Genomic DNA, 24,299 nt, shown 5'->3' with positions numbered 1-24,299 from the left:
GCGGGGCTCGCCTTTTTATTGCCGTCCTGCCTGTTACTCGGTATCCGGATCTTTCAGCCAGGGACGCTGACCATCCTTTCGTCCCACCGGCAGGGTTTCGATGGTGCTCTCAATCCACTGCCGGACTTCTTCGGTCAGCACCTTGCGGTCCTTGCCCTCACTGAAAATCGGCTCACCGATGATCATGGTGATGGTGCCGGGGTGCTTGAGAAAATCCTTGTGCGGCCAGCATTCGGCGCCGTTGTGTGCGACCGGAATGATGGGCCGGCCGGTGGCGCAGGCGATGTCCGCGCCGCTGCGGGCATAGGTGCCGGAGGTGCCCGGTGCCATGCGAGTGCCTTCGGGGAAGATGAGAACGTTGTTGCCCTCCTCCAGAGCGGCGACGCTTTTGGTTTTGACATCCCGCAGCGCCTGGGTTTTGTTGCGCCGGTCAATGGCGATGGGCTTCATCGCCGCCAGTCCCCAGCCGAAAAACGGAATGCGCAACAGCTCCTTTTTCAGAATGGTGGAGATGGGCTGAAAGTAGAGCTGCAGAAACAGGGTTTCCCAGACACTCTGGTGTTTGGACATGACCACATAGGGTTGCAGGTCCTTGCGAAAATCGCCAATCACTTCAATGCGGATATTGCAGCACACCCGGAGCCAGAGCATGACAAAGCGGTTCCAGCAATTGATCAGACGGTAGCGCCAGTGGTAGGGCAACAACGGCCAGATCAGGGTGCTGAGTGCCCCGAACAGAATTCCGGAACCGTAATAGCCGGCATTGAAAATTGTGGTGCGAACGTAGAGTAAGGCTTTATAGAGCACGGTCAGTCTTGGGCCTCCGCAGCTAAAATCGTATCGACGGCGTCCGCCAGGTCGGCAAAAATCACCACCTGCTCCAGCGACAGGGCCGGACTGGCGCCTTCGGCCGCCACTCCCTCGGCCAGCCTTGCCTCCGTTTCCCGCCCGCGGCCGGTGCGCACCAGACAGGGAGTGCAGCCCTTGGCCGCGCCCGCCTGCAGGTCCTTGAGGCTGTCGCCAACAAAGACCACATCCTGCAGGGACAGGTTGAACTCGGCTTCAATGGCGTCGAGCATGCCGGTTTTGGGTTTGCGGCACTTGCAGTCATCGTCTGGATGATGGGGGCAGTAGAACACCGCCTCCAGCTTGCCACCCTGCGCCTCGACCAGGCCGGTGAGTTTGGCGTGCATGGCTTCGAGGTCGTCCAGATCGAACAAGCCCCGGGCCAGGCCCGACTGGTTGGTGGCCACTACGCAAGTATAGCCCGCCTGATTCAGACGGGCGATGGCTTCAATACTGCCCGCAATGGGCTGCCACTCATCGGCGGACTTGATGTAATCACCGGCGTCTTCGTTGATCACGCCGTCACGGTCGAGAATGATCAGCTTCATGGTCAAACCTTTTAATCTTTCAGCCGTTTGGCCTCTCAACCTTTTGAGGGAGCCAGCAGGGAAATGTCGGCCACCGCCAGGAAGAGCTCGCCCAATTGTTGCAGCAGGGCCAGGCGATTGGTGCGCAGCTTTTCATCGTCGGCCATGACCATGACGTGGTCAAAGAAGCTGTCCACCGGTTGCTGCAGGTCGGCCAGACTGGTCAGTGCCCGGGTGTATTCGCGCTGCTCGAACAAGGGTAAGACTTCCTCGGCTTTGGCGCTGACCGCCTGTGCCAGGGCCTGCTCGGCGCTCTCCTGCAGCAGAGCCGGATCCAGTTCGGCCGAGGGTGCGCCTGACTTGCTCAGGATGTTGGCCACCCGCTTGTTGGCGGCGGCGAGTGCCTGGGCCTGGGGCAGCTGATAAAATTCGTGCACGGCCTTGACCCGCAGGTCGATGTCCAGCGGACAGGTGACCCCGCGTGCGCTCACCGCCTGAAAGACTTCCGCCGGAATGCCGGCATCTTCGTACCAGGCGCGGAAACGCTCGAGCATGTACTCCAGCACCCGATCCACCAGTCCCTCGGGCTTGGTCAGACCGGTGTGCTGCGCCACGGACTGCTCCAGCAGGTCGCGCAGATCCAGATCCAGGGACTTGTCCACCAGCAGCCGAAGAACGCCCAGGCTGGCCCGGCGCAACGCGAAGGGGTCCTTGGAGCCCGTGGGCTGCTGGCCGATCCCGAAGATACCGGTGATGGTATCCAGGCGGTCAGCCAGCGCGATGATCGCACCGGTGGTGGTCTCGGGCAGTGCGTCGCCGGCAAACTTGGGCAGGTACTGCTCCATCATCGCCTGGGCCACGTCCTTCGGTTCGCCGTCATTGCGCGCGTAGTAGTAACCGGCAATGCCCTGCATATTGTCGAACTCACCCACCATGTCGGTGACCAGATCCGATTTGCACAGCTGGCCCGCCCGCTCGGCCAGCGCCGGGTCCGCGTTCAGTGCCAGGGCAATGCTTTTTGCCAAGGCGGCAATGCGCTCGGTTTTCTGGTACACGCTGCCGAGCTTGGCCTGAAAGACGATGGGCTTGAGCTGCTCGCGCCGCTCTTCCAGGCTGCGCTTCAAATCGGTATCGAAGAAGAAGGCGGCATCGGACAGACGCGGGCGGATGACCCGCTCATTGCCGTCGATTACCTGCACCGGGTCCTGGCTTTCGATATTGGCCACGGTGATGAAGTGCGGCAACAACTGGCCCTTGGCATCCACCAGGTGGAAATATTTCTGGTGCTCTTTCATCGAGGCGATCAACGCCTCCGGCGGCACGTTCAAAAAGCGCTTTTCGAAGTTGCCCAGCAGCGCCACCGGCCACTCCACTAGAGCCGTGACTTCGTCCAGCAGATCATCGTCTAGCACGGCCTGGCCGCCGACCTTTTCCGCCTGGGCGTTGACCTGGGTGCGGATCAGCTCCCGGCGGGCGTCCATATCGGCCATGACATAGCCGGTGTCCCTGAGTTTGCTCAGGTACTCATCGGGGCTGAACAGATCCAGCTCGTGATTGTAGTGAAAGCGGTGACCGTAGGTGCAGCGGTTGGCGCGCAGGCCCAGTACTTCGGCGTCGACAATTTCGTCATCAAAGAGCATCACCAGCCAGTGCGCCGGGCGCACAAACTCGGTCCGGCTCGCGCCCCAGCGCATACGCTTGGCGATGGGCAGCTTGGCCAACGCCTCATTGGCGATGTCGCCCAGCAACTCGACGGTCGCCTGGCCGCCCGCTTCGGTGCGCGCCACCAGTTTGTCGGCCTTGCCGTCGTTTTCGGTAGTCAGTTGCTCCAGCGTCACGCCGTTCTTTTTGGCGAAGGCCTCGGCGGCCTTGGTGGGCTTGCCCTCGGCATCAAAGGCGATTTTGGTGGGTGGGCCGAAGGTCACCACCTCTTTGACCGGCGTCTGCTCGGCCAACTCATCGACCTTGATCGCCAGGCGGCGCGGGCTGGCGTAGCCGTGAATGGCACTGAAGCTCAGGTCATGGGCGCTCAGGCCCGCTTCGAAGCTCGTGCGCAGCGATTGCAGCAGGGTTTTCAGGGCAGTGGGGGGCAGCTCTTCGGTGCCCAGCTCGAACAGAAAATCGGCACTCATTGGTCGTCTCCCTCAGCCGCGAGAAGTTCTTGGCGCAGCGCCTCGGGGGCCAGAGGGAAGCCGAGGCTTTTGCGCGCATCGAAGTAGGCCTGAGCCACCGCACGGGCCAGGCTGCGTACCCGCAGGATGAAACGCTGGCGCTCGGTCACCGAAATGGCGTGGCGCGCATCCAGCAGGTTGAAAGCGTGGGAGGCTTTCATCACCATCTCGTAGGCGGGCAGAGGCAGGTTCTGCTCGATCAGCCGCTCACTTTCGCGCTCGCAGACATCGAAGCTGTGGAACAGAAACTCCGTATCGGCCTGCTCAAAATTGTAGTGGGACATTTCCACTTCGTTCTGGTGGAACACATCCCCGTAGGTCACCTTGTCCCCCGCCGGGTTGACGGTCCAGACCAGGTCGAAGATCGAGTCCACCCCCTGAAGGTACATGGCAATACGCTCCAGGCCATAGGTGATCTCGCCGGTGACCGGAAAGCACTCGAGTCCCCCGACTTGCTGGAAGTAGGTGAACTGGGTCACCTCCATGCCGTTGAGCCAGACCTCCCAGCCCAGACCCCAGGCGCCCAACGTGGGCGATTCCCAGTTGTCTTCGACAAAGCGGATGTCATGAATGGCCGGGTCGATGCCCATTTCCCGCAGCGAGCCCAGGTACAGCTCCTGGATGTTCTCGGGCGAGGGCTTGAGCGCCACCTGAAACTGGTAATAGTGCTGTAGCCGATTGGGGTTCTCGCCGTAGCGCCCGTCGGTGGGGCGGCGGCAGGGCTGGACATAGGCGGCGTTCCAGGTTTCCGGACCGATCGAGCGTAGAAAGGTGGCCGGATGAAAGGTGCCGGCGCCCACTTCCATATCCAAAGGCTGCAGGATTACGCAACCCTGGCGGGCCCAGTAGGACTGCAGGGCCAGAATCAGGCCCTGGAAAGTCCTCACATCGGGTTGATCGGCGGTATGGCTGTCTGACACGGGCTGCCTCCGAGCATCGCTTTTAAATGAAGCGGCGCGCTCGGGAGCGCGCCGCTGTGGGAAACTGTCGGTACTTCTGATCGGACTGCGAAACAGCGTGGAATTATAGCGGTTCTTGGCGGCGGATTGGTACTCAGTGGCCGGTTTTTACCGTAAACTGCGCCCAGTTTGACCGTTTAAGCGACCCTGATGCATGAAAGACACCCTGACTCTATTTGTTCTGAAGTGGCTCGGCCATTGTCCCCTCTCTGTCGGCCGGGCTCTGGGGAGCGTCGTCGGGTGGTTGATGTGGCACAGTCGTGGGCGGGCCCGGCGTGTCACTCTGGAAAACCTGACGCTCTGCTGGCCCGAGTTGAGCGATACCGAGCGCGATCAACTGGCGCGCCGTAGCCTCAAGGAAACCGGCAAGACGGCGGCCGAAGCCGCCGCGGTGTGGCAGAATTCGCCGCAATGGCTGATGCAGAAAATTGTCGAAGTCGAGGGTGCCCGGTACCTGCAGGAAGGGCTCGAAAGCGGCCGTGGGGTATTGGTGCTGGCGCCGCACCTGGGGAACTGGGAGGTGGTAGGCTCGTTTCTCGCCACTCAAGCCCCCACTACGGCGCTCTATCAGCCGCCCCGCCAGCCGGCACTGGATGCTCTCATTTATGAGGGTCGCCGCCGAAGCAATATGGCGTTGGCCCCCACCAATCGACGGGGCGTCGGGCAGCTGTTGAAGGCATTGAAGCGTCGGGAAATTGTGGGCATCCTCCCCGACCAGGTTCCCGAGCCGGGCAACGGCGGCGAGGTGGCCCCATTTTTCGGGCAGCCGGCGCTGACCATGACGCTGGTACACAACCTGATACAACGCACCGGCTGCACGGTGGTGAGTGTCTTTGCCGAACGAGTTCCGGCCGGGTTCAAAGTGGTGATACGGCCCGCGGATGAGGGTATCTATCGCGATACGGTGGTGGAATCGGTCACGGCACTCAACCGCAGTGTGGAGGAGTGTGTCCGGCGTGCTCCCGCCCAGTACCAGTGGGAGTACAAGCGCTTTCGCCGGCTGCCGGCTGACTACCCACAACGTTATCGGTAACTTTACGCCATTTAACGGATCCGGATTTTGGCCATGTCACGCCGGCGCTATCCGAGTGAGTTACAATCAATACATTGCCGGCGCATGACGCCAAACCACTGATCCTGGCCAAACCACATATTCTGGAAGGGACCCATGAGCCTCCACTTGTCCAAAATCATAAGTTTTTCCACTTGTCTGTTTCTGATGATGGGCTGCAGCTCGCAGCACTTGCTGGTGAAAAAAGCGGATATGGAGGCGGCCGATCAATGTCTGTTGGCGCAGCAGTCGCGCCAGACTCAGGCGGATGAGCAGCAGCAACAGCTGGCCGAGACGCTCGAGCTATTGCGTCAGACACTGGAATTGCAGCGCGAAGGCGACGCGGCGCTACGCGAATTCATGCGTACCGCGACGGCCGACCTCGACCGGGAAAGCAGCGATCAGGCCTGTCACCCGGGCCAGGGCGCAATGCCGCTGACCAGTGCCAGTCTGGACAAAACCGTTGTGGGCGCGACCGAAAACGTGATGTTGACTGATCTGGGCATCACGCTGGAGTCCAGAGTGGATACCGGCGCAAACACTTCCTCACTCGACGCCCGGAATATTGAAATCTTCGAGCGCAACGGTGAAGACTGGGTGCGCTTTGAGATTCACGATCCGGACCTGGATCAGCTGGTCGAGCTGGAGCGTCCGCGCTCGCGCAAAGTCCTGATCAGCCAATCCAATTCCGAAGAGCCGGAGCGCCGCCCCGTGGTCGAGATGCGAATCACCATGGGCAGCATGACCCAGGTGGCGGAGTTCACCCTGACCAATCGCAGCCATCTGGACCAACCCCTGCTGATCGGCCGCAATGTCCTGCGGGATCTCATGTTGGTGGATGTTGCCCAGGACAATGTCACCGAGCCCAGACCGCCCGAGTCCTCGAACAATGGTCGGGAGGAAGATGAATGACCCAGTCCAGGCTCCCCTTTTACCTGATTGTGGCCGCGCTGGTGGTGACTGGCCTGGCGACCGCCTGGGCACGGCATGTGGAGATGGAACTGCCCTTTACCCCCGGTGAGCGTCGCCCGGTCTGGCTGATTGAGGCTAGAGTCGACTTTATCGCCACGGGTGATGAGGTATTGGTCAGTCTCGACCTGCCAGACACTCCGCCGGGCTTCCGTTTGCACACCGAACACGCCACCTCTCCCGGTTACGGGTTTTCGGTGATCGAGCAGGCTGGTGACCGCCGGGGCGAATGGTCCAAACGCGACGCCCAGGGGCCCCAGACGCTGTACTACAAAGCCCAGTTGATTGCCGATGTGCCCGATCGGGAGCGCGATGAAGACACCTCCGAAGGCCGGGCTGAATCACCCCAACCCAAAGATGTTTTCTGGGAAGAGCCCCAGAGGACGGCCGCCGAGCAGTTACTGTCGCAGGCCGTGGAAACTTCCAGTACGCCCGAGAGCCTGACCCGGGAGCTGATCAAGCGCCTGAACAATGCCTCGGGCGACCAGAACGCGTCGCTGCTGCTCGAAGAGACCGACAACCGGTCGGAATTGCTGGAGAAGCTTCTCAATCAGGCCGAGATTCCCGCCCGTCAGGTGATGGGGCTCCGGCTCGAAGATGCCCGTCGCCGTCAGACGCTCACTCCCATGGTCGAGACCTACAACGGGGAGCAATGGGTGCTGTTCAACTCCCAGACCGGCGCCCAGGGCGTGCCGGACAACCTGGTGCTCTGGCATCGGGGCGGACAGTCGCTGCTGGATGTGACCGGTGGCACCCGCTCCGGGGTGAGCTTTTCCATGATCCGTCAGACCGCCCCGGCCGAGGATCTGGCGGTTGCCCAGTTTGCGGACAGCACCTTTGCCCTGCTGGGGGTGCAACAGTTGCCCATTGAAGAACAGAGCATGTTCAAGCTGCTGTTTCTGTTGCCTCTCGGGGCGCTGGTGGTGGTGTTCATGCGGGTGATGGTGGGGCTGAAAACCTCGGGTACCTTCATGCCTGTTCTGATTTCTCTGGCGTTTTTGCAGACCTCCCTGCTGCCCGGTCTGATCAGCTTTGTGTCCGTGGTGGCGCTGGGACTGATGATGCGCAGCTATCTCTCGCGCCTGAATCTGCTGCTGGTCGCCCGTATTGCCACCATCGTGGTGCTGGTGATTTTTCTGATCTCGGTCTTGAGTCTGGTGGGGTACCAGATGGGGTTCAACACCGGCATGACCATCACCTTTTTCCCGATGATCATCATTGCCTGGACCATCGAGCGCATGTCGATCCTGTGGGAAGAGGAGGGGCCGCACGAGGTACTGATTCAGGGCGGTGGCAGTCTTCTGGTGGCGGTATTCGCCTACCTGTTGATGAGCCTGCCCCTGGCCAGCCACCTGAGCTTCAACTTCCCTGAGCTCAACCTGGTGCTGCTGGCCCTGATCATGCTCATGGGGCAGTACACCGGCTATAAACTCTCGGAGCTGCGCCGCTTCCGGGCCATGGGCCTGGATGACGCCCGGGGGAGCGACTCGTGAAATGGATCAGCCCCTGGCACCTGTCCAGGCTCGGTATCCTGGGCATGAACTGCCGCAATCGCGATTTCATCGGGCGTTACAACGAGCGTCGGTTGTTCCCGCTGGTCGATGACAAATTGAAAACGAAATTGTTGACCGAGGAGTTTGGTCTGGCCTCCCCCGCCCTGCTGTTTGTGGTGCGCGAGCAGTTCGCCATCAACCGGATTGAGGACTCGCTCAAGGAGCTGGACGGTTTTGTGGTCAAGCCTGCGAAGGGCTCCGGGGGCAAGGGCATTCTGGTGATTACCGGCCGCCGGGGCGACCGGTTCATCAAGTCATCCGGCGCGGAGATAGACATCGACGAGATCCGCCGCCACATGTCCAACACTCTGGCGGGACTCTATTCGCTCGGCGGTAAGCCCGATGTGGTGATCGTGGAAGAGCTGATCGAGTTCGACAATATTTTCGATGGCTACTCCCACGAAGGCGTCCCCGACATTCGGGTGGTGGTCTTTCGCGGCTACCCGGTCATGGCCATGATGCGCCTGGCCACCCATGCCTCGGACGGCAAGGCCAACCTGCACCAGGGCGCGGTGGGCGTCGGGCTGGATATTGCCACTGGCCGCTGCCTCAAGGCCGTCCAGTTTGGTCAGCCGATCAAATTGCACCCGGATACCCACAAGCCGCTGGACAAGATCCAGGTGGCCGATTGGCGGGCACTGATGGTCCTGGCGTCCCAGTGCTATGAAATGACGGGGTTGGGCTACATGGGGGCGGATATCGTGCTCGACAAAAGCCGCGGCCCCCAGGTGCTGGAGCTCAACGCCCGGCCGGGGCTCTCCATTCAGGTGGCCAATGGCCTGGGGCTGCTGCCGCGCCTGCGTCATATCGAAAGCATCAAAGCCGGAAAGCACAGAACGCCGGAATCGCGCGTCGACTATGCCGTGGAAGCCTTTGCCGAACCCCTGCCCCCGGTCTCGGAAACCACCGCCACCCTGGCCAAAGGCGGCAAAGTGGCGTGATCTCCGGGTGAGGTGGCACTAAAATCCTCCTTGATTCTAAGGTATCGGCTGATTCGGTCGATAGACTCTTTGCTTCCCCGGATTTGCGGTCTGATAGAGAGTGTCCATGAACGGTACGGCCCAACACGCGCAGAAATTGCTGCTTTTCAAGCTGACACCCAGCCAGGTCTTCGCCATTGGCACTCTGAAGGTTCGGGAAATCATCCCCTTTCAGCGGTTCAACCGGGTGCTGCAGGATCACTCGGCGGTGCTGGGCATGATCACGGTGCGCGGTAAAACCATCCCGGTCATCGACATGGCGGCGGCGGTGGGCTATCGGGGGCTCAGCGAAGATGAAATGCGCCAGGGCTCGATCATTGTCACCGACTGCCAGCGCAAGGACATCGGCTTCATGGTGCGCGGCATCGACCGGATTGTGGATGCCAACTGGAGGGAGGTGAAATCGCCCCCGAGCATGCTCGGCAAAAACGCCTATGTGACCGGTCTGTACATGCTGGAGGAGCAGGCGGTGCAACTGCTCGATCTGGAGTTGTTGTTCTCCAAGGTGTATCCCGATCCCTCCGCCAGCCGGCGGGCGGCGCTCACCGATGTGCAGCGCGAACAACTCAAACCGCTCAGGATTCTGCTGGTGGATGACTCCCATGTGGCGCGCAAGCAGCTTCAGGATGCGCTCGACAGCATCAACATCCCCTACCAGGTATTGACCAATGGCAATGCCGCCCTGCAGACCATGCGCGAGGCGGCCAATGAAAACGCACCGATTGACATTCTGGTCAGCGATATTGAAATGCCGGGGCTGGATGGTTACGAGCTGGCGTTCAGCGTGCGAGACGACAAGGCCCTGAGTCGTGCCTATATCATTCTCCACACCTCACTCAACAGCGAGATGAGCGTTAGCTACGCTCATCAGGTCGGCGCCAATGAGGCGCTGACCAAATTCGATGCCGAGGAGCTGGTGCTCGCCATGCTGCGCGGGGCGAATACGTTCAGCCAATAACCACGTAAAGGTGCATTCCCGTCAGCGGTAGGCGTCTTCGCTCCGGGACAATTATTTTCTGATGAACGCCAGAAAAATACCGGCCACTGTGGCGGCGGCGCCCCCCACCAGAAACCAGGTGGTTTCATCGGTAAATCGCCCGGTGATCGTCTCGGAGATCTGATCTCCCACCGACTGTGACGACTGATATCCGAAGTACAACAGGATCAGGCCCACCACCAGCAATATCAAGCCCACCAGTTTTTCTGTTTTCATGTCAGTATCCTTTTTGAGAATGTTTGCCTGCTGCCTGAAAAGAAGCTCTTTACCTAGCAAGAAGCTCTTTACTTGGCAAGAAGCTATCCCCATTGCCGTGAAGAGTCAACCACTATTGAAGCCATCCGTGGGAGCGCGACTTTACGATTGGTCGACAGCGCCAAACATCGTCAGATTACTTTACACAATGGGCCCTGCCTATTTTTCTCCACGCCATAACTGCCTGAAAATGCGGGTGTTTCTTTCATGGCATGTTACTTGCGAAACTGAGCAGGGCGTTCGAATGTGCGCTTTATCATTCAGGAAAATAGACATACAGGAGAGGATTCTCTATGAATATCAGACACTCCTTTGCATTTGGGCTGGCGGTGTTTTTGTTCCAGCTGCCGCTGGCGGCTTACGCGGCTACCGTTACCTATGATGGCATCACGTTTCCAGATGGCGATGTGTCTTTTGCCGATGATTATCGGGATGTGGTTGTCGGCGATCCGGCCCCCACGGCGGGCAACTTTGATCCGGCCGCGACAATCGGTGCGCCGGACGGCTCGGCCTATTCCCTCGGTCAGGGGGGCTACGTCACCCTGGAGTTCACCGATAACTCACTGACGGGAAGTGGGGATGACAGTGCCGACCTGCACATTTTTGAAGTGGGGCCGCTGGTGGAAGACACCTTTGTCTGGATCAGCACCGACAATGAAAATTTCATCAGTCTGGACAAGGTGTTCGGTTCAACCTCAAGTATCGACATTGACCCGTACCTGTTGGACGCGGGCATCGACCCTTTTACCCAGTTTTCTTATGTGCGCTTACAGGATGATCCCAATGAGAACACGAGCAATGTGACCTATGCCGGTGCCGATATCGACGCGGTGGGCGCTATTACCTCGGCCCCGCCCGTGACGTCGGTTCCCGGCCCCGGATCATTGGGGCTGATTTTTGGAGGCCTCTTCGCGTTGGGTGCCCGCCGTGTACTGCGTGACAGAGCGCTTGACCAGAAAAGCTAGTATGTGAAAAGCAGCCGGTTTTCCGTACAACGGAACACCGTCATGCTCGAGAGAAAAAAGCCCACTCTGCCGGTGGGCTTTTTTGTACCGGGTTTAAACCACCATGATGCCTTCGGCTTCAAACAGTGCGCCCTTGGGGAGCTGGCTGATACCCACAGCAGCGCGGGCGGGAAAGGGCTCGCGGAAGTGCCGGGCCATCACGTCATTGACCACGGAAAAATTGGCCAGGTCAGTCAGGTAGAAATTGAGCTTCACGACGTGATTCAGGCTGCCATTCGCCGCCTCGCATACGGCCGCCAGGTTTTTGAAAACCTGTTCGGCCTGGGCCTCAAAGCCGCCCTCGACAAGAGTCATGGTGGCCGGGTCCAGGGGAATCTGCCCGGACAGGTAGACGGTGTTGTCGACCTTGATCGCCTGGGAATAGGTGCCAATGGCTTCCGGGGCCTTTTCGGTGTAAATCACAGCGCGGTTGGTCATAGTGGAATCCTTGGGTTGATCGGCTTGGGAAAACCACCCAGTATAGAGGAGGAGTCGGTGCCAGTGCCAGCTGGCGGCCTTCAAGACGCCCGGTGCTTATTTGCTGTAGAATGCCGCGCCTTGTAGCGAGCGTCGTCGCCCGCCGCCCTCTTTTCATCAGCACTGTCGCCCCGAGTACCTGCCCCGAGATGCCTCACGACGTCGATAACGGGTATGGGTGGCACACGACGGATTCAACCATGACTCAACCTCAAGCCTCTTCCAGCCCCACGCTGACCAAAGCCCAGATGTGGCTGATTGAAATCGCGCTGGCCGTGGGCGGCTTCGGGATCGGCACCGGCGAATTTGCCACCATGGGGCTGATGCCGGGCATTGCCGAGGGCCTTGGGGTCAGCGAGCCCCAGGTGGGCCATGTGATCAGCAGCTACGCCCTGGGTGTGGTGGTGGGCGCGCCTCTGCTCGCGGTCTTCGGCGCGCGCCTGTTTCGGCGCCACCTGCTGATCGGCCTGATGAGCTTCTACACCCTGGCCAATATCGCCAGTGCCCTGGCGCCCAGCTATGAGTCTTTATTGGCCTTCCGCTTTATCGCCGGCCTGCCCCACGGCACCTACTTCGGGGTGGCGGCGCTGGTGGTGGCGAGCCTGGCGCCGCCTGCGGATCGGGGCAAGGCGGTCAGCCGGGTGATGATCGGGTTGACCCTCGCGGTGCTGATCGGTAACCCCCTGGCGACCTGGCTGGGGCAATCCATCAGTTGGCGCTACGCTTTTGTGCTGGTGTCGGTGGTGTCCCTGCTGACGGTGGTGTTGATCGTGATCTACCTGCCCCTGGACCGGCAGCAGCCGCGCAACCGCGCGGCGGCGGAGCTCAAGGCCTTTCACCGGCCCCAGGTGTGGCTGGCCCTGATGATCGGCGCCACCGGATTCGCCGGCGTCTTCTGCGTCTTCAGCTACCTGGCTCCGACCCTGCTCTATGTCACCGAAGTGGAAAAAGGCTGGATTCCCATTGCCATGGCCGTTTTTGGCGCCGGCGGCTTTCTGGGTAATATTCTCGGGGGCTGGCTGTTCGACAGATTCCAGTTCAAGGCGGTGGGCGGGGCGCTGCTCTGGAGCCTGGTGGTGTATCTGATCTTCCCCTCCGCCACCTCGGAGCTGTGGAGCATCCTGATGGTGACCTTTCTGGTGGGCACCGTCGCCGCCGTCTCACCGCCGCTGCAGACCCACCTGATGGACGTGGCCGTGGGGGCCCAGACCCTGGCGGCGGCCTCCCATCACGCGGCCTTCAATACCGCCAATGCCATCGGTCCCATGCTGGGCGGCCTGGCCATTTCGGCGGGCTTCGGCTGGAGCTCCACCGGGTATGTGGGGGCGACCACGGCCGTAGCGGGGCTGGTGTTCTTTGCTTTCGCGCTGCGGATGGAGCGGCGAACTCCGGTGGAGAGCTAGCGCTTGACCACCGATTCGCGCTTCACGATCGTCGGGGTGTATTTGAAAGTGACACCTGGCTCGGGGTGGGTGCCCGAGGCGTAACTCAGCGCCAGCTCGGCCGCGCGCATCGCCATGACTTCCACCGGGTAGCGCAGGGTGGTGAGTTTGGGGCGACAGTATTTCGCCAGTAGCACATCGTCGTAGCCGATCACCGACACCTCATTGGGCACGCCGATACCGTGATCCTGCAGGATGGCCATGGCGCCGGACGCCATGGCATCGTTGTAGGCCAGGACAGCGGTAAACTGCTTGCCCTTGGCGAGCAGATTCTGGACCGCGATCTCCCCACCCTCCTGATCTGGCGTGCTGTATTCGATATTGGCGTCTGGCAGTGATATTCCCGCCTGTTCCAGCTCTTCCCGAATCCCCTGAATCCGCTGCACCGGGTCTTCAATCTGATAGCGGCTGCTGATTACAGCGATGTCCCGGTGGCCCTGGCTGAGCACGTATTTGGCCATGGTCCGTCCACCCGCGACGTTATCGAGCCAGACGCAGCGATTGGCAATCTCGGGAATATAGCGGTTGATCAGCACAAAGCCGGGTACCTGGTGAGACAGCTCCACCAGAGTGTCGTCGTCCAGCGCCTTGCTGTGCACCACCATGGCTTCGCAGCGGTGCTCGAGTAGAGTTTCGATGGCCTGTCGTTCGGTGTCTATCTCGATGGAGCCGGAGCTCATGAGGATCTGGACATTGTGCTTGCGGGTGGTGTTCTCGATACCGTGGGCCAGGGTGGCGAAAAACGGGTCGGACAGCTCCGCCAGGACAACACCCAGGGAGGCACTGCGCTTGTTGACCAGGGCGCGGGCGTTGGCGTTCGGCCTATAGCCCATCTCGTCCATGATCTTCTTGATGCGCTCGCGCGTCGCCTTTCCGACCTTGGGCCCGTCGTTGATGACGCGTGAAACTGTCGCCAGTGAAACGCCGGCGGCATTGGCAATGTCTTTGATGGTGGCCATGGGTTAGATCTGTTCCTCATGCCGAGGCGGTGAAAGAAATGGATTGGCGCACATTCCGTCTCACCGCCCCTGCTTATATTGAGCTAGGGTGACCTTCGTGGGAGTCCTGGTAAGCCGCCAAGATACCAGATCCGGCGTCCCGTCGCAGCTGAATCGGGCCAATTGTGAAATCGTTTAACCTCCGGGCGCGGATTTATGGGGTTATGGGCAGAGTGCGGTTGCCAGGAACCGAGGATCGACATTGCAAAATATAACTATTATAAATCCTATAATAAAAATATTATGCCAATAAAATGAAATTTTTGGCATAACGCTCTATTTATGGATGGTTTTTGAGCAGAAGAAAGACGCTCTGGACGGGTTTCGGCCACCGGGAGGGTTTTATTATTGAGGGTAAACGTATAACCTTCAAGAAACTCCCGAATAACAAGAGGGCGGGACATGAGAATTCTGGTTACGGGCGGCCTGGGCTATATCGGTTTACACACCTGCGTTGAATTGTTGGCGGAGGGGTACGACGTTGTCATCCTCGACAGCCTTGCGAACAGCAAATCCTCGGCACTGGACCGCCTGGAGCAAATCAGTGGTCACCGGCCACCGTTTTACGAGGTGGACATTCGTAACCGCACGGCCCTGGAGCGTGTTTTTGCTGAGCATCAGTTTGATGCGGTAATGCATTTCGCCGGGCTCAAGGCGGTGGGCGAGTCGGGCCAGATTCCTCTGGACTATTACGATGTCAATGTCAGTGGTACACGGCAGCTGGTGTCGGTCATGCTCGCCTACGGGGTGCGCTGCATCGTGTTCAGCTCGTCGGCCACCGTCTATGGTGATCCCGCCTCGGTGCCGATTCGGGAGGATTTCCCGCTTTCGGCGACCAACCCCTATGGCCGCACCAAATTGATGGTGGAGCAGATGCTGGAAGACGTCGCGCGGGCGGAACCGGATTTGAGTGTCATCCTGCTGCGCTACTTCAATCCCGGCGGCGCCCACGAGAGCGGACTGATTGGAGAGGACCCCAATGGTATTCCAAATAACCTGATGCCCTACATCGCTCAGGTTGCGGTGGGTCGCCGTGACTCCCTGTCGGTCTTCGGCAACGATTACTCCACCCGGGATGGTACGGGCGTTCGTGATTACATCCATGTGGTCGATCTGGCACGGGGACATTTGGCAGCGTTGGCCGCATGTCATGCCCACGCCGGTGTGCATATCTATAACCTGGGTACCGGTCGAGGCTATAGCGTCCTTGAAATTGTTCGCGCTTTTGAACAGGCCACCGGCCGATCCATTGCCTATGAAATCGGACCCCGACGATCGGGTGACATCGCCGAATGCTGGGCCGATCCGACGAAGGCAGAGCGAGAGCTGAACTGGCGGGCGGAACTCGGCATTGACCGCATGGCGGAAGATGCCTGGCGCTGGCAGTCCGCCAACCCGAATGGTTTTTAGCAGTCCCCCGACTGCCAGACGTGTTGACTGCGTAGCAGCCTATTCCGTTCGTTAAATTGAGTGACATTTACTGTGACTATTACATTTGATCCTACAGAGCATCCCCATCGCCGTCTGAACCCCATGACCGGTGACTGGGTCCTGGTGTCGCCCCACCGCGCCAAGCGGCCCTGGCAGGGACAATCTGAAACGCCGGATACCGAGGTGCGACCGCCTTATGATCCGGACTGCTACTTGTGTCCGGGCAACCGACGCGTCAGCGGGGAACAGAATCCGCGCTACGAGTCGACCTTCGTTTTTGATAACGATTTTGCCGCACTCAAGCCCGATACGCCACGAGTCAGTACGGATGACCCGCTGTTTACCATGGCCTCTGAGCAAGGCTGTAGTCGTGTGGTCTGTTTTTCTCCTGATCACAGCAAAACGTTGCCCGAGCTGACCATCCCGGAGCTGACGTCGGTCATTGATTGTTGGCGGAATCAGACTGGAGAGCTCGGCAATCAGTATCGCTGGGTACAGGTGTTCGAGAATAAAGGGTCGATGATGGGGTGTTCCAATCCGCATCCTCATGGCCAGATCTGGGCACAACAACAGCTACCGACGTTGGCCGCGCGCAAGTTGGATCGGTTTGGAGCCTACTATCAGGCCAATGGCCGAGCCATGCTTGGGGATTATGTGGAGCGTGAGCTCGAACAGCGTGAGCGTGTGGTATTTGAAAACCGGGAATGGTTGGTGGTGGTTCCTTACTGGGCGGCCTGGCCTTTTGAAACCCTGTTATTGCCGCGTTTCGAACTGGCGCGCCTGTCTGACCTGAGCCCCAACCAATACGATCTATTGGCTGAAGCGATTCAGCGAATCACGACGCTGTACGATAATCTTTTCAAGGTGTCTTTTCCTTACTCCATGGGCTGGCACGGCGCGCCATTTGATCAGGAAGCTCATCCGGAGTGGCGTGTACACGCCCATTTTTTCCCACCGTTGCTGCGCTCTGCTACGGTGCGGAAGTTCATGGTGGGGTACGAGATGCTGGCGGAAGCTCAGCGTGATTTGACACCCGAGCAGGCCGCGGACCGGCTTCGATCCCTTTCGGCGATTCATTACAAGAGCGAGCAGGAACATGACTGATACCCGCAAGTTGTCGCAGGCCTTTGAACACACGTTTCAGCGCGCGCCTGAAGTTGTGGTACATGCCCCCGGGCGCGTCAACCTGATTGGTGAACACACCGACTACAACGAAGGCTTTGTGTTTCCGGCGGCCATCAATTTCGGCACCGACATTGCCGCGGCCAGACGCAGTGATCACACTATTTCTCTGCTCGCCCTGGACTACTCCGGCAGTACCAGTCACTTTAACCTGGATGACATTCAGTTTGACCGGGCCCAACCCTGGAGCAATTACGTGCGAGGGGTGTTGAAAATACTCGCCGAAAAGCACGACTTTCAGGGTATGGATATGGCGATTACCGGAAATGTACCTCAGGGGGCGGGGTTGAGTTCATCCGCGTCCTTGGAGATGGCAGTGCTCAAAGCCGCCGCCAGCCTATACAACTTGCCGCTCAATGGTGTTGACGCCGCCCTGATTGGCCAGAGGGCCGAAAACGAATTTGTCGGCTGCTCCTGCGGCATTATGGATCAACTGATCTCGGCACTCGGAAAAGCGGGTAATGCGTTGCTGCTCGATTGCCAGTCACTGAACTATGAGTATCACCCCATCGATCCGGATTATCAGATTGTCATCGTCAATTCCAACGTCAAGCGGGGGCTCGTGGATAGCGAGTATAACTTGCGTCGCGAGCAGTGTGAGGAGGCGGCGAGCCTACTGGGAGTCGGGTCGCTGCGGGCCGCGACCATGGACCAACTCCTTGCCAATCGGGAGCGTTTATCAGACCCGGTGTTCCGTCGCGCACGCCACATCATTTCGGAGAATGAGCGAACGCTGGATATGGGGCGGGCGCTCGAAAATTCGGATTACCGCCAGGTCAGCCAGTTGATGGCGGACTCCCATCGTTCCATGCGTGAGGACTTCGAAATCACGGTCGAGCCGGTGGATTCCCTGGTAGCAATCATTGATGAGGTGCTTGGTGATCGTGGCGGTGTACGAATGACCGGTGGCGGATTTGGTGGTTGTGTGGTGGCCTTGGTGCCGAGGGATCTCGTCGGTGCCGTGGGTCACGCCGTATCGACTGAGTATCAAGCGCGCACCGGCCTTCGCGAAAGTCTTTATATCTGCACGGCCGAGCAAGGGGCATTCAGCGAAACCACTTGAAACCCCGCTTCTTTGCGTGATTCCCGTAATAATAAGAAGGTTTAATGCTGCAGCTGATTATTTTCTCGCGGGAAATAGCCCTCCGTGGCGGGCTATCGGTGCCTCCCTGGTGGCAGCCTACATTTCCGTCCAACAGTAATCATTTGTATGATTTTTTTAGCTCCTGTTTTGTGTCACCCACTCCCTCTATGTTGGCCTTAAGGTCGTCGCCATGAACGATAATACTCAGGTTGTGTTCTATACTTCCTGTTAGTGGGTGCGCTCCGTTTTGGGACAATAGTTATTAGCTGGCAGCTTTTAAATAGCAGCCTATTATAAGAATAACATCCAGCGAAGCGCGGAGCTCATTTTAAGTATAACGTTTACACGTATTAGTGTTTACAGGCGGAAAAACCGGGTGTATATTAGGGTATAACGTTTACATTTATTGGATAAATCATATTAATCCATGATGGTGTAACGGTAACGTTCCTTGAGATGTTTCATACAACTTATAAATCTAAAGACGACGCCGCAAAAACAGAGTCATACCTGCGGTTCAACACGAGTGAGGTGGAGGCAAGATGAACTTTAAAAAGAATATTGTCAGTACTTCGGTAGCAACAGCGTTATTGGGCGCGTCTTAATCGGCGGCTTATGCGCAAACCGGGCCTGTTAAATAGGGTCCTGATTCAGAGGAAATTTTGGTTCAGGGCGTCTATCGGGACAACCTGATGGACGCGTTGGATCAAAATCAAAAGCCATACCTAAACCAATAATTCGTAAGGGTATCCACATGAAGAGAAGCCAACTAAGCACCGCTATCAAAAACGCCATGCTGCTCCCAGCCTGTGCCGTTATGGCGCACAACGCCATGGCGCAGAATGCACCCCAACCCGCACAAGACGGCATTGAAGAAGTTGTGGTCACCGGCATCCAGGCCAGTTTACAGCGCGCCATGGATCTGAAACGTGACCGATCCATCGTCTCTGACGGTATTGCCGCAGAGGATCTGGGCAAGTTCCCGGATACCAACGTGGCCGAATCGCTGCAACGTATTACCGGTGTGTCCATCGACCGCAGCGGCGGTGAAGGCCAGAACGTTACCGTGCGTGGGTTTGGTCCGTCATTCAACACCGTTTTGGTTAACGGTCGTCAAATGGCAACTGACTCCGATGGTCGGCAGTTCAATTTTGACATCCTGTCGGCCGAGATGATTCGTGGCGCGGATGTTTTTAAAAGCAGTAGCGCTGATATGCAGACCGGTGGCATCGGTTCGACCATAAATGTGCGAACCGCACGTCCTTTCGATTTCGATGGACTGCAGCTCGTTGGCTCCGCCAAGGGCACCTATGAGAAAATCAGCGAAGAGACAAATCCTTCTATTTCCGGTCTGGTTAGCAATACCTTTGCTGACGAAACCTTTGGGGTTCTGGCGGCCTTTTCCTACACCGAGCGCAACAACCAGATCAACAGTTTGAGCACGTCCGGTTGGCGCCCGGGTTTGGACCTGTCTGATGACGCAGGCATTGCGAACGATCCGGGCACTGTGGTTGCCTCCAACGTCACTATTCCGAGAAACTATGGACAGCAGGTGACGCAGGAAGAGAGAGAGCGGCTCAATGCCAACCTGTCCGTTCAGTTTGCTCCCAACGAAGACATGATGTTGACCTTTGACGGCTTTCATTCCAGCTTCGAAATCGATGGCACCACAAACGAACTGGCAGCCTGGTTCGAACCCAATCGTGTCACCGATGTGGAGTTTAATCCGGATACCCGTACCGTGACCCGCATGAACAATATCGGGCGCACACCGGGTCGTTCGGGCCAGGACGCTGCCACCGACTTCGTAAACGATAGACGTACCGCACGGGATTCGGAATTCAACGCTTTGGCATTGAATTTTGACTGGCAGGTCAACGAAAGCCTGAATGCCAACTTCGACATCGCTTACTCGGATGCCGAGAACGATATGGCGGGCAAAGGTCGTTTCAACGTTATTGGCATGACCAACGACTACACTTTTAATGCCGATACGGCCACTTCGACCCATGCCGGATTCAATGGCAGCGATATCCCCCCTGCCAGCCGTGCGCGGATGCACGTGAATGAACGCCAGGGCGACACCGACAAAGATGAAATTCAGGAGCTGAAAGCGGACTTCGAGTACACACCAGACTCCCGGACGTTCACCAAAATGAACTTCGGTGGCTACTATCAAGAGCGGGAAAAAGAGTACTTCGCCAAGTCGTCCAACCTGTTTGGTGTTTTTGGCGGTTACTTTGGTCCCATACCCGAGGAGCTGGACTTCCGAGCTTTTACGGCAGACAACTTCTTCTCTGGCGTACAGGATACCTGGTATACCTATGACGCAGAGCAGCTGTTTAATCTAATGGAAACAGACGAGAGCCTGGCCGATGCGCACGACCAGGGCATCAATGATGTCTTCGGTCCTGGTACAAGGGAAGTTGGCACAACGTGGCAAGCCATACAGAATGCCCCTGCAGGCGGTGGATTCACGCCGACGTTGAATGGTGACGAATACACCATTGAAGAGGATATTGCCAGCGTGTACGTCGATTTCACTTTCGATGGCACAGTGGGAGACTTGCCCTGGACGGTCAACTTCGGTACCCGTTACGAGCAGACCACAACTTCTTCCACCGGGCTGATAGCTCCGTTGAATGATATTGTTGCTACGGGCGACCCCACCTTGTTTGAAAACGTATTGGGTGAGCCAACCTCAGTAACGGAGAGCGCGAGCTATGCTGACCTCTTGCCCAGCTTGAATGCCAAGTTGGAGCTACGAGAGGACATGGTGGTTCGTTATGCGGCCTATGAAACGATTACCCGGCCAACGCTGGATCAGCTGACGCCTTCTATTAACTTTGGCGAGCCGCGTCGTCAGACGCTGACAGCCGCTGCTGGCAACCCGGATCTTCAGCCTTTTACGGCCGAGAACTGGGATGTGTCTTTCGAGTGGTACTACAACGATGCCAGCTACCTTTCCGCAGCATTCTTTAATAAAGAAGTGGCCAATTTCATTGTAAACGCCTCGGCAATCGAGACCTTTGGGCTTGCTGACCGGCAAGACACGCCAGAGAATAGTTGTGCGTCGGACGATTGTCAGCAAATATACAATGGCCCAGATGAGCTTTCTCCCGAGCTGATAGGTCCCACCGAAGATATTCGCGTCTCACGGCCGCGCAACGCCGAGATCGCCGAAGTGGACGGTGTGGAACTTGCCTGGACTCATACCATCCAGGAGGGCATGTTCCAGGGCTTCGGTGTTACGTTGAACGCCACTGAGGTCGAAAGCAACGCAACCGTGGATACGGAAAACCGTAATCAGGATTTTGCTCTCATCGGTTTGGGTAATTCCCAGAACGCCGTGGTCTTTTACGAGCGCTACGGATTCCAGGTTCGAGCGGCTTTCAACAACCGCGAGGGCTTTCTGCAGACCTTGAGTAACCCGACCACTGGCGAGCCAGTACTTGTTGACTCCTATGGTCAGTGGGACCTGAGTGGCAGTTACGACGTCAATGATAACCTCACCGTCTTCTTCGAAGGTGTAAATGTCACAGAGGAAGAGTTGGTTAGTCGTGGCCGTCAGGCGGATCAGATCGTCGGTATCGTAGATAGTGGCGCTCGGTGGGCCCTGGGTGTACGCGCCCGCTTTTAAAGTAAGATCAGGTCCGGCCCCTATAGTGGGTGCCGGGCCAGGGATCTTTCAAAAGATTTGAAATCTGGTTTCGCTTGTTGCTTCCGCTTGACGCCCCTAAGCAGATTCGGAAGCTTTTTTATTTGTGTGCTTCGCAAGTTCTGCCGTATTCTGTGAATAATGAGTAGGGCACAGAAAGCGAACCGCACCCGCCAAAAAAGGTGTCTATACCACCTAGGTTTGTCAGGTGGCGGCCAGATCGTTACCTGACCTATCGGTGAATTCACTGTAGAATGTTTTAGAGGTCCGGGCGTTTGTCACCAGTCCGGGCACAAGAAGCCCGAGGTTGAATGGCTGCTTTGTAAAACCCTCAGGGGTAAGATTATGTCAGATCGAGTTCAGCGCATTGTTATTGTAGGAGGCGGGAGCGCCGGTTGGTTGACCGCCGCACTGTTGGCGGCTAAACACGGCGCCCCGTCTGCCAGCCCCATACAGATTTGCCTGGTCGAATCTTCCGATATTCCCACAGTGGGCGTGGGGGAAGGGACCTGGCCCACCATGAAAAATACCCTGCAACAGATAGGCATTGCCGAAAAAGAGTTTTTCACCCGCTGCCACGCGACATTTAAGCAGGGCGGAAAATTCGTGAACTGGAATCGAACCGAAAACGACTTTTACTACCACCCTTTCAATGTGCCTTTGGGGTACGGGCGTATCGATCTGGCCCCCTATCTGGACAATGTGCGTGATTACGCCGCCGAAAGCAACTTTCAACACCATGTGTGCGAGGCGGGGTTAGGCCCCAGAAGCCTGTCCGATGACGAGTTCCAGGGCCAGTGCAATTATGCCTACCATCTGGACGCCGGTGCTTTCGCTGATATGCTGCGCGAGCACTGCGTTCAAAAGTTGGGTGTTGACGCCATCATTGGCACCGTCCAGCGAGTGGATCAGGACGAGGCCGGTTATTTATCTGCTATCGCCCTGGAGGATGGGCGCGAAATTCCCGGGGACCTGTTTGTCGACTGTACCGGCTTTGCCTCGTTGCTGTTGGGGCAAACCCTGGGAGTCAAGTTCAAACCCCTGAAACATATTCTTTTCAACAACCGGGCTCTGGCCATGCAGGTGCCCTACACCGATCCCCAGCATCCCATTGCCACCCACACCATCGCCACCGGACAACCCTCCGGCTGGACATGGGATATTGGGCTGACCAACCGACGCGGAGTAGGCTATGTCTACTCCACTGATTTTGCTACTGAAGAAGAGGCGGAGCAAACCCTACACGATTACATTGGCCCCCAGGCCAAGGACCTGAATCTCAAGCGCATCAATTTCGAGTCCGGACACCGCGAGTGCTGGTGGAAGAAGAACTGTGTCGCCGTTGGGCTTTCGGCCGGCTTCGTCGAACCACTGGAGGCTACGGCCTTGATGTTGATTGAATTGTCCGGGCGCTTTTTGGCGGATAACCTGCCCCCCGACCGGGCTGTGATGCAGGTGATGGAAAAACGTTTTAATCAAAAAATGGCGTACCGTTGGCAACGCATTGTGGATTTTCTGAAACTCCACTATATGCTCACCGAGCGCCCCGAACCCTATTGGCAGGCCAACCGGGAAAACGCTTCGATTCCCGATTCGTTACGCGACGATCTCTTGGTATGGAGCACCCGCGGTCCCATCACGGAAGACTTTGACAGCGCTATTGAGCTCTTCCCCGCCGCCAGTTATCAGTACGTGCTCTACGGTATGGGGTTCAAACCGGACTTTACGACTCAGGCCTACCTCTACGACAAAGACAGACAGGCGTATCAGATCCTGGCCCGCAACCGTCAATTGGCTGATCAGATGCTGAAGACCTTGCCCGGCCACAGGGACTTGATTGAATCCTGGTTGGCGGCATGATCGGAGCCACCTTCATCCGCCCGGTGTGCAGCGTTTACCTGTAGTACACAAAGAATAACATTGGAGCAAGACACGTTTATGGTTAACTCAATCGCGCTCAACCCTGAGCAGCACCGTGCACTTAAACATGACCCGACAGGCGTGGTGGAATTCTTTGCTCAGCAACAGTGTCTCGAGTTGAGAATCACTGAACTGGTGCAGGCGGCCAGTAATTACCCGTTATTTTTATTGCGCGATGGGCAGAGTCGCGTTTGGCAGCCTACAGCGCTTCTGGGCTTGGCCGAAGGCAGCAATCTCTTTACTGAAAGTGGTCAGTGGACGGGTGTTTATCGCCCACAGCTGTTGGACCTCTACCCGTTTTATCTTTTCCCCAAAGAAGACAAAAGCGGCTATCAACTGGGTTTGGACGAGCAAAGCTCGGCCCTTTCGCACATTCAAGGGGAGGCCCTTTATGATGCTTCGGGCCAGCCCAGTGTTTATCTCAAGAATTTGCAGCGGCGCCTACAGGCCGATTTTAATGACGGCGCCCTGAGTTACGCCTTTACCGAAGCTCTGGAGCAATTGAGCCTGCTGCGTGCCGTAGATTTGTCCGTGGAGTTTCAGAACAGTCGCCAGCACCTTATTTCCGGTTTACATACCATCGACGAAGAAGCACTTAACAATCTGGATGCAGAGAGTCTGGTGCAATTGCAAGAAAAGGGCTATCTGGCGCCGCTTTATGCCCTGTTGGTTTCGATCTACCAAATCAACGCCATGATTCGCCGGCACAATCACCTGCACAGCGACACCCCTGTCAAGCGCATTAACCTTGAAACCAAAAAAGCTTGAACCCTTAACCACGAAAGGCTCAACTAG

At 57.8% G+C, this 24,299-nt stretch carries 20 protein-coding genes; 13 read left to right on the top strand and 7 right to left on the bottom strand.

The genetic code is table 11. The features are described from left to right. Positions 1 to 33 precede the first annotated feature (33 nt). From AAE484_RS09920 to glyQ, 4 genes are read right to left on the bottom strand one after another with little or no spacing between them, the layout of a single operon-like run. Positions 34 to 807: a lysophospholipid acyltransferase family protein gene (locus AAE484_RS09920; protein ID WP_341938220.1), complete on the bottom strand. Its 774-nt coding sequence runs from the start codon at positions 805 to 807 to the stop codon at positions 34 to 36. Between the two features lie 2 nt (positions 808 to 809). Continuing rightward, the gene (gene gmhB / locus AAE484_RS09915; RefSeq protein ID WP_445928848.1) at positions 810 to 1,490 is read right to left on the bottom strand and encodes a D-glycero-beta-D-manno-heptose 1,7-bisphosphate 7-phosphatase; all 681 of its coding nucleotides are present in this window, start codon (positions 1,488 to 1,490) and stop codon (positions 810 to 812) included. Further along, positions 1,430 to 3,505, bottom strand: coding sequence for a glycine--tRNA ligase subunit beta (gene glyS, locus AAE484_RS09910; protein ID WP_341938218.1), 2,076 nt, complete (start codon positions 3,503 to 3,505; stop codon positions 1,430 to 1,432). The genes gmhB and glyS overlap by 61 nt, the downstream gene beginning before the upstream one ends. Next, positions 3,502 to 4,464 (bottom strand): glycine--tRNA ligase subunit alpha, encoded by a 963-nt coding sequence (gene glyQ / locus AAE484_RS09905; RefSeq protein ID WP_341938217.1) that lies wholly within the window; start codon positions 4,462 to 4,464, stop codon positions 3,502 to 3,504. The genes glyS and glyQ overlap by 4 nt, the downstream gene beginning before the upstream one ends. Positions 4,465 to 4,657: 193 nt before the next feature. Here glyQ and AAE484_RS09900 point away from each other — a divergent pair, with 193 nt between their 5' ends. The 5 genes from AAE484_RS09900 to AAE484_RS09880 all read left to right on the top strand — a co-directional run bounded on the left by AAE484_RS09900 (position 4,658) and on the right by AAE484_RS09880 (position 10,014). Beyond that, positions 4,658 to 5,536, top strand: coding sequence for a lysophospholipid acyltransferase family protein (locus AAE484_RS09900; RefSeq protein ID WP_341938216.1), 879 nt, complete (start codon positions 4,658 to 4,660; stop codon positions 5,534 to 5,536). 147 nt (positions 5,537 to 5,683) lie between these two features. Further along, positions 5,684 to 6,466, top strand: coding sequence for an ATP-dependent zinc protease family protein (locus tag AAE484_RS17480; protein ID WP_445928846.1), 783 nt, complete (start codon positions 5,684 to 5,686; stop codon positions 6,464 to 6,466). Continuing rightward, positions 6,463 to 8,016, top strand: coding sequence for an inactive transglutaminase family protein (locus tag AAE484_RS09890; protein WP_341938215.1), 1,554 nt, complete (start codon positions 6,463 to 6,465; stop codon positions 8,014 to 8,016). Before AAE484_RS17480 ends, AAE484_RS09890 begins: the two co-directional genes overlap by 4 nt. Then, positions 8,013 to 9,017, top strand: a complete 1,005-nt coding sequence (locus AAE484_RS09885; RefSeq protein ID WP_445928845.1) for an alpha-L-glutamate ligase-like protein — start codon at positions 8,013 to 8,015, stop codon at positions 9,015 to 9,017. The genes AAE484_RS09890 and AAE484_RS09885 overlap by 4 nt, the downstream gene beginning before the upstream one ends. 106 nt (positions 9,018 to 9,123) lie before the next feature. Continuing rightward, positions 9,124 to 10,014 (top strand): chemotaxis protein, encoded by an 891-nt coding sequence (locus AAE484_RS09880; RefSeq protein WP_341938214.1) that lies wholly within the window; start codon positions 9,124 to 9,126, stop codon positions 10,012 to 10,014. A gap of 51 nt (positions 10,015 to 10,065) precedes the next feature. On the opposite strand, the gene AAE484_RS09875 is transcribed toward AAE484_RS09880, so the two are convergent. Further along, positions 10,066 to 10,269: a DUF3185 family protein gene (locus AAE484_RS09875; RefSeq protein WP_341938213.1), complete on the bottom strand. Its 204-nt coding sequence runs from the start codon at positions 10,267 to 10,269 to the stop codon at positions 10,066 to 10,068. Between the two features lie 332 nt (positions 10,270 to 10,601). Between AAE484_RS09875 and AAE484_RS09870 the strand changes: the two genes are divergently transcribed. After that, entirely contained in the window at positions 10,602 to 11,273 is a 672-nt protein-coding gene (locus AAE484_RS09870; protein WP_341938212.1) for a PEP-CTERM sorting domain-containing protein, read from the top strand. Positions 11,274 to 11,366: 93 nt separating this feature from the next. Here the strand turns inward: AAE484_RS09870 and AAE484_RS09865 are convergent, their stop codons facing one another. Further along, positions 11,367 to 11,750, bottom strand: a complete 384-nt coding sequence (locus tag AAE484_RS09865; protein ID WP_341938211.1) for a RidA family protein — start codon at positions 11,748 to 11,750, stop codon at positions 11,367 to 11,369. A 239-nt stretch (positions 11,751 to 11,989) separates the two neighbouring features. Here AAE484_RS09865 and AAE484_RS09860 point away from each other — a divergent pair, with 239 nt between their 5' ends. After that, positions 11,990 to 13,192 carry an MFS transporter gene (locus AAE484_RS09860; RefSeq protein WP_341938210.1) on the top strand — a complete coding sequence of 401 codons (1,203 nt, stop codon included), beginning with the start codon at positions 11,990 to 11,992 and terminating at the stop codon, positions 13,190 to 13,192. On the opposite strand, the gene AAE484_RS09855 is transcribed toward AAE484_RS09860, so the two are convergent. Beyond that, a complete protein-coding gene (locus AAE484_RS09855) occupies positions 13,189 to 14,190 on the bottom strand; it encodes a LacI family DNA-binding transcriptional regulator (protein WP_341938209.1) in 1,002 nt (333 codons plus the stop codon). The genes AAE484_RS09860 and AAE484_RS09855 overlap by 4 nt on opposite strands. 441 nt (positions 14,191 to 14,631) lie before the next feature. On the opposite strand from AAE484_RS09855, the gene galE reads away from it, so the two are divergent. From galE to AAE484_RS09825, 6 genes are all read left to right on the top strand, one after another. Then, positions 14,632 to 15,639: a UDP-glucose 4-epimerase GalE gene (gene galE, locus AAE484_RS09850; RefSeq protein ID WP_341938208.1), complete on the top strand. Its 1,008-nt coding sequence runs from the start codon at positions 14,632 to 14,634 to the stop codon at positions 15,637 to 15,639. A 72-nt stretch (positions 15,640 to 15,711) separates the two neighbouring features. Beyond that, positions 15,712 to 16,764: a UDP-glucose--hexose-1-phosphate uridylyltransferase gene (locus AAE484_RS09845; RefSeq protein ID WP_341938207.1), complete on the top strand. Its 1,053-nt coding sequence runs from the start codon at positions 15,712 to 15,714 to the stop codon at positions 16,762 to 16,764. Further along, the gene (gene galK / locus AAE484_RS09840) at positions 16,757 to 17,905 is read left to right on the top strand and encodes a galactokinase (RefSeq protein WP_341938206.1); all 1,149 of its coding nucleotides are present in this window, start codon (positions 16,757 to 16,759) and stop codon (positions 17,903 to 17,905) included. The genes AAE484_RS09845 and galK overlap by 8 nt, the downstream gene beginning before the upstream one ends. A 775-nt stretch (positions 17,906 to 18,680) precedes the next feature. Beyond that, positions 18,681 to 21,566, top strand: a complete 2,886-nt coding sequence (locus AAE484_RS09835; protein ID WP_341938205.1) for a TonB-dependent receptor — start codon at positions 18,681 to 18,683, stop codon at positions 21,564 to 21,566. A gap of 363 nt (positions 21,567 to 21,929) precedes the next feature. Continuing rightward, entirely contained in the window at positions 21,930 to 23,444 is a 1,515-nt protein-coding gene (locus AAE484_RS09830) for a tryptophan halogenase family protein (RefSeq protein ID WP_341938204.1), read from the top strand. A gap of 78 nt (positions 23,445 to 23,522) precedes the next feature. After that, a complete protein-coding gene (locus tag AAE484_RS09825; protein ID WP_341938203.1) occupies positions 23,523 to 24,272 on the top strand; it encodes a SapC family protein in 750 nt (249 codons plus the stop codon). The last annotated feature ends 27 nt before the right edge of the window (positions 24,273 to 24,299 follow it).

This window comes from Marinimicrobium sp. C2-29 (assembly GCF_038419845.1).
Taxonomy (GTDB): Bacteria; Pseudomonadota; Gammaproteobacteria; order Pseudomonadales; family Cellvibrionaceae; genus Marinimicrobium.
This window is presented reverse-complemented; position numbering and strand designations above follow the sequence as displayed.

Coding starts and splice junctions, on each gene's coding strand:
- galK (WP_341938206.1), top strand. CDS start 16,757: ATGACTGATACCCGCAAGTTGTCGCAGGCCTTTGAACACACGTTTCAG.
- glyS (WP_341938218.1), bottom strand. CDS start 3,505: ATGAGTGCCGATTTTCTGTTCGAGCTGGGCACCGAAGAGCTGCCCCCC.
- AAE484_RS09860 (WP_341938210.1), top strand. CDS start 11,990: ATGACTCAACCTCAAGCCTCTTCCAGCCCCACGCTGACCAAAGCCCAG.
- AAE484_RS09875 (WP_341938213.1), bottom strand. CDS start 10,269: ATGAAAACAGAAAAACTGGTGGGCTTGATATTGCTGGTGGTGGGCCTG.
- galE (WP_341938208.1), top strand. CDS start 14,632: ATGAGAATTCTGGTTACGGGCGGCCTGGGCTATATCGGTTTACACACC.
- AAE484_RS09865 (WP_341938211.1), bottom strand. CDS start 11,750: ATGACCAACCGCGCTGTGATTTACACCGAAAAGGCCCCGGAAGCCATT.
- AAE484_RS09880 (WP_341938214.1), top strand. CDS start 9,124: ATGAACGGTACGGCCCAACACGCGCAGAAATTGCTGCTTTTCAAGCTG.
- AAE484_RS09855 (WP_341938209.1), bottom strand. CDS start 14,190: ATGGCCACCATCAAAGACATTGCCAATGCCGCCGGCGTTTCACTGGCG.
- AAE484_RS09835 (WP_341938205.1), top strand. CDS start 18,681: ATGAAGAGAAGCCAACTAAGCACCGCTATCAAAAACGCCATGCTGCTC.
- AAE484_RS09890 (WP_341938215.1), top strand. CDS start 6,463: ATGACCCAGTCCAGGCTCCCCTTTTACCTGATTGTGGCCGCGCTGGTG.
- AAE484_RS09830 (WP_341938204.1), top strand. CDS start 21,930: ATGTCAGATCGAGTTCAGCGCATTGTTATTGTAGGAGGCGGGAGCGCC.
- AAE484_RS09825 (WP_341938203.1), top strand. CDS start 23,523: ATGGTTAACTCAATCGCGCTCAACCCTGAGCAGCACCGTGCACTTAAA.
- AAE484_RS09900 (WP_341938216.1), top strand. CDS start 4,658: ATGAAAGACACCCTGACTCTATTTGTTCTGAAGTGGCTCGGCCATTGT.
- AAE484_RS09870 (WP_341938212.1), top strand. CDS start 10,602: ATGAATATCAGACACTCCTTTGCATTTGGGCTGGCGGTGTTTTTGTTC.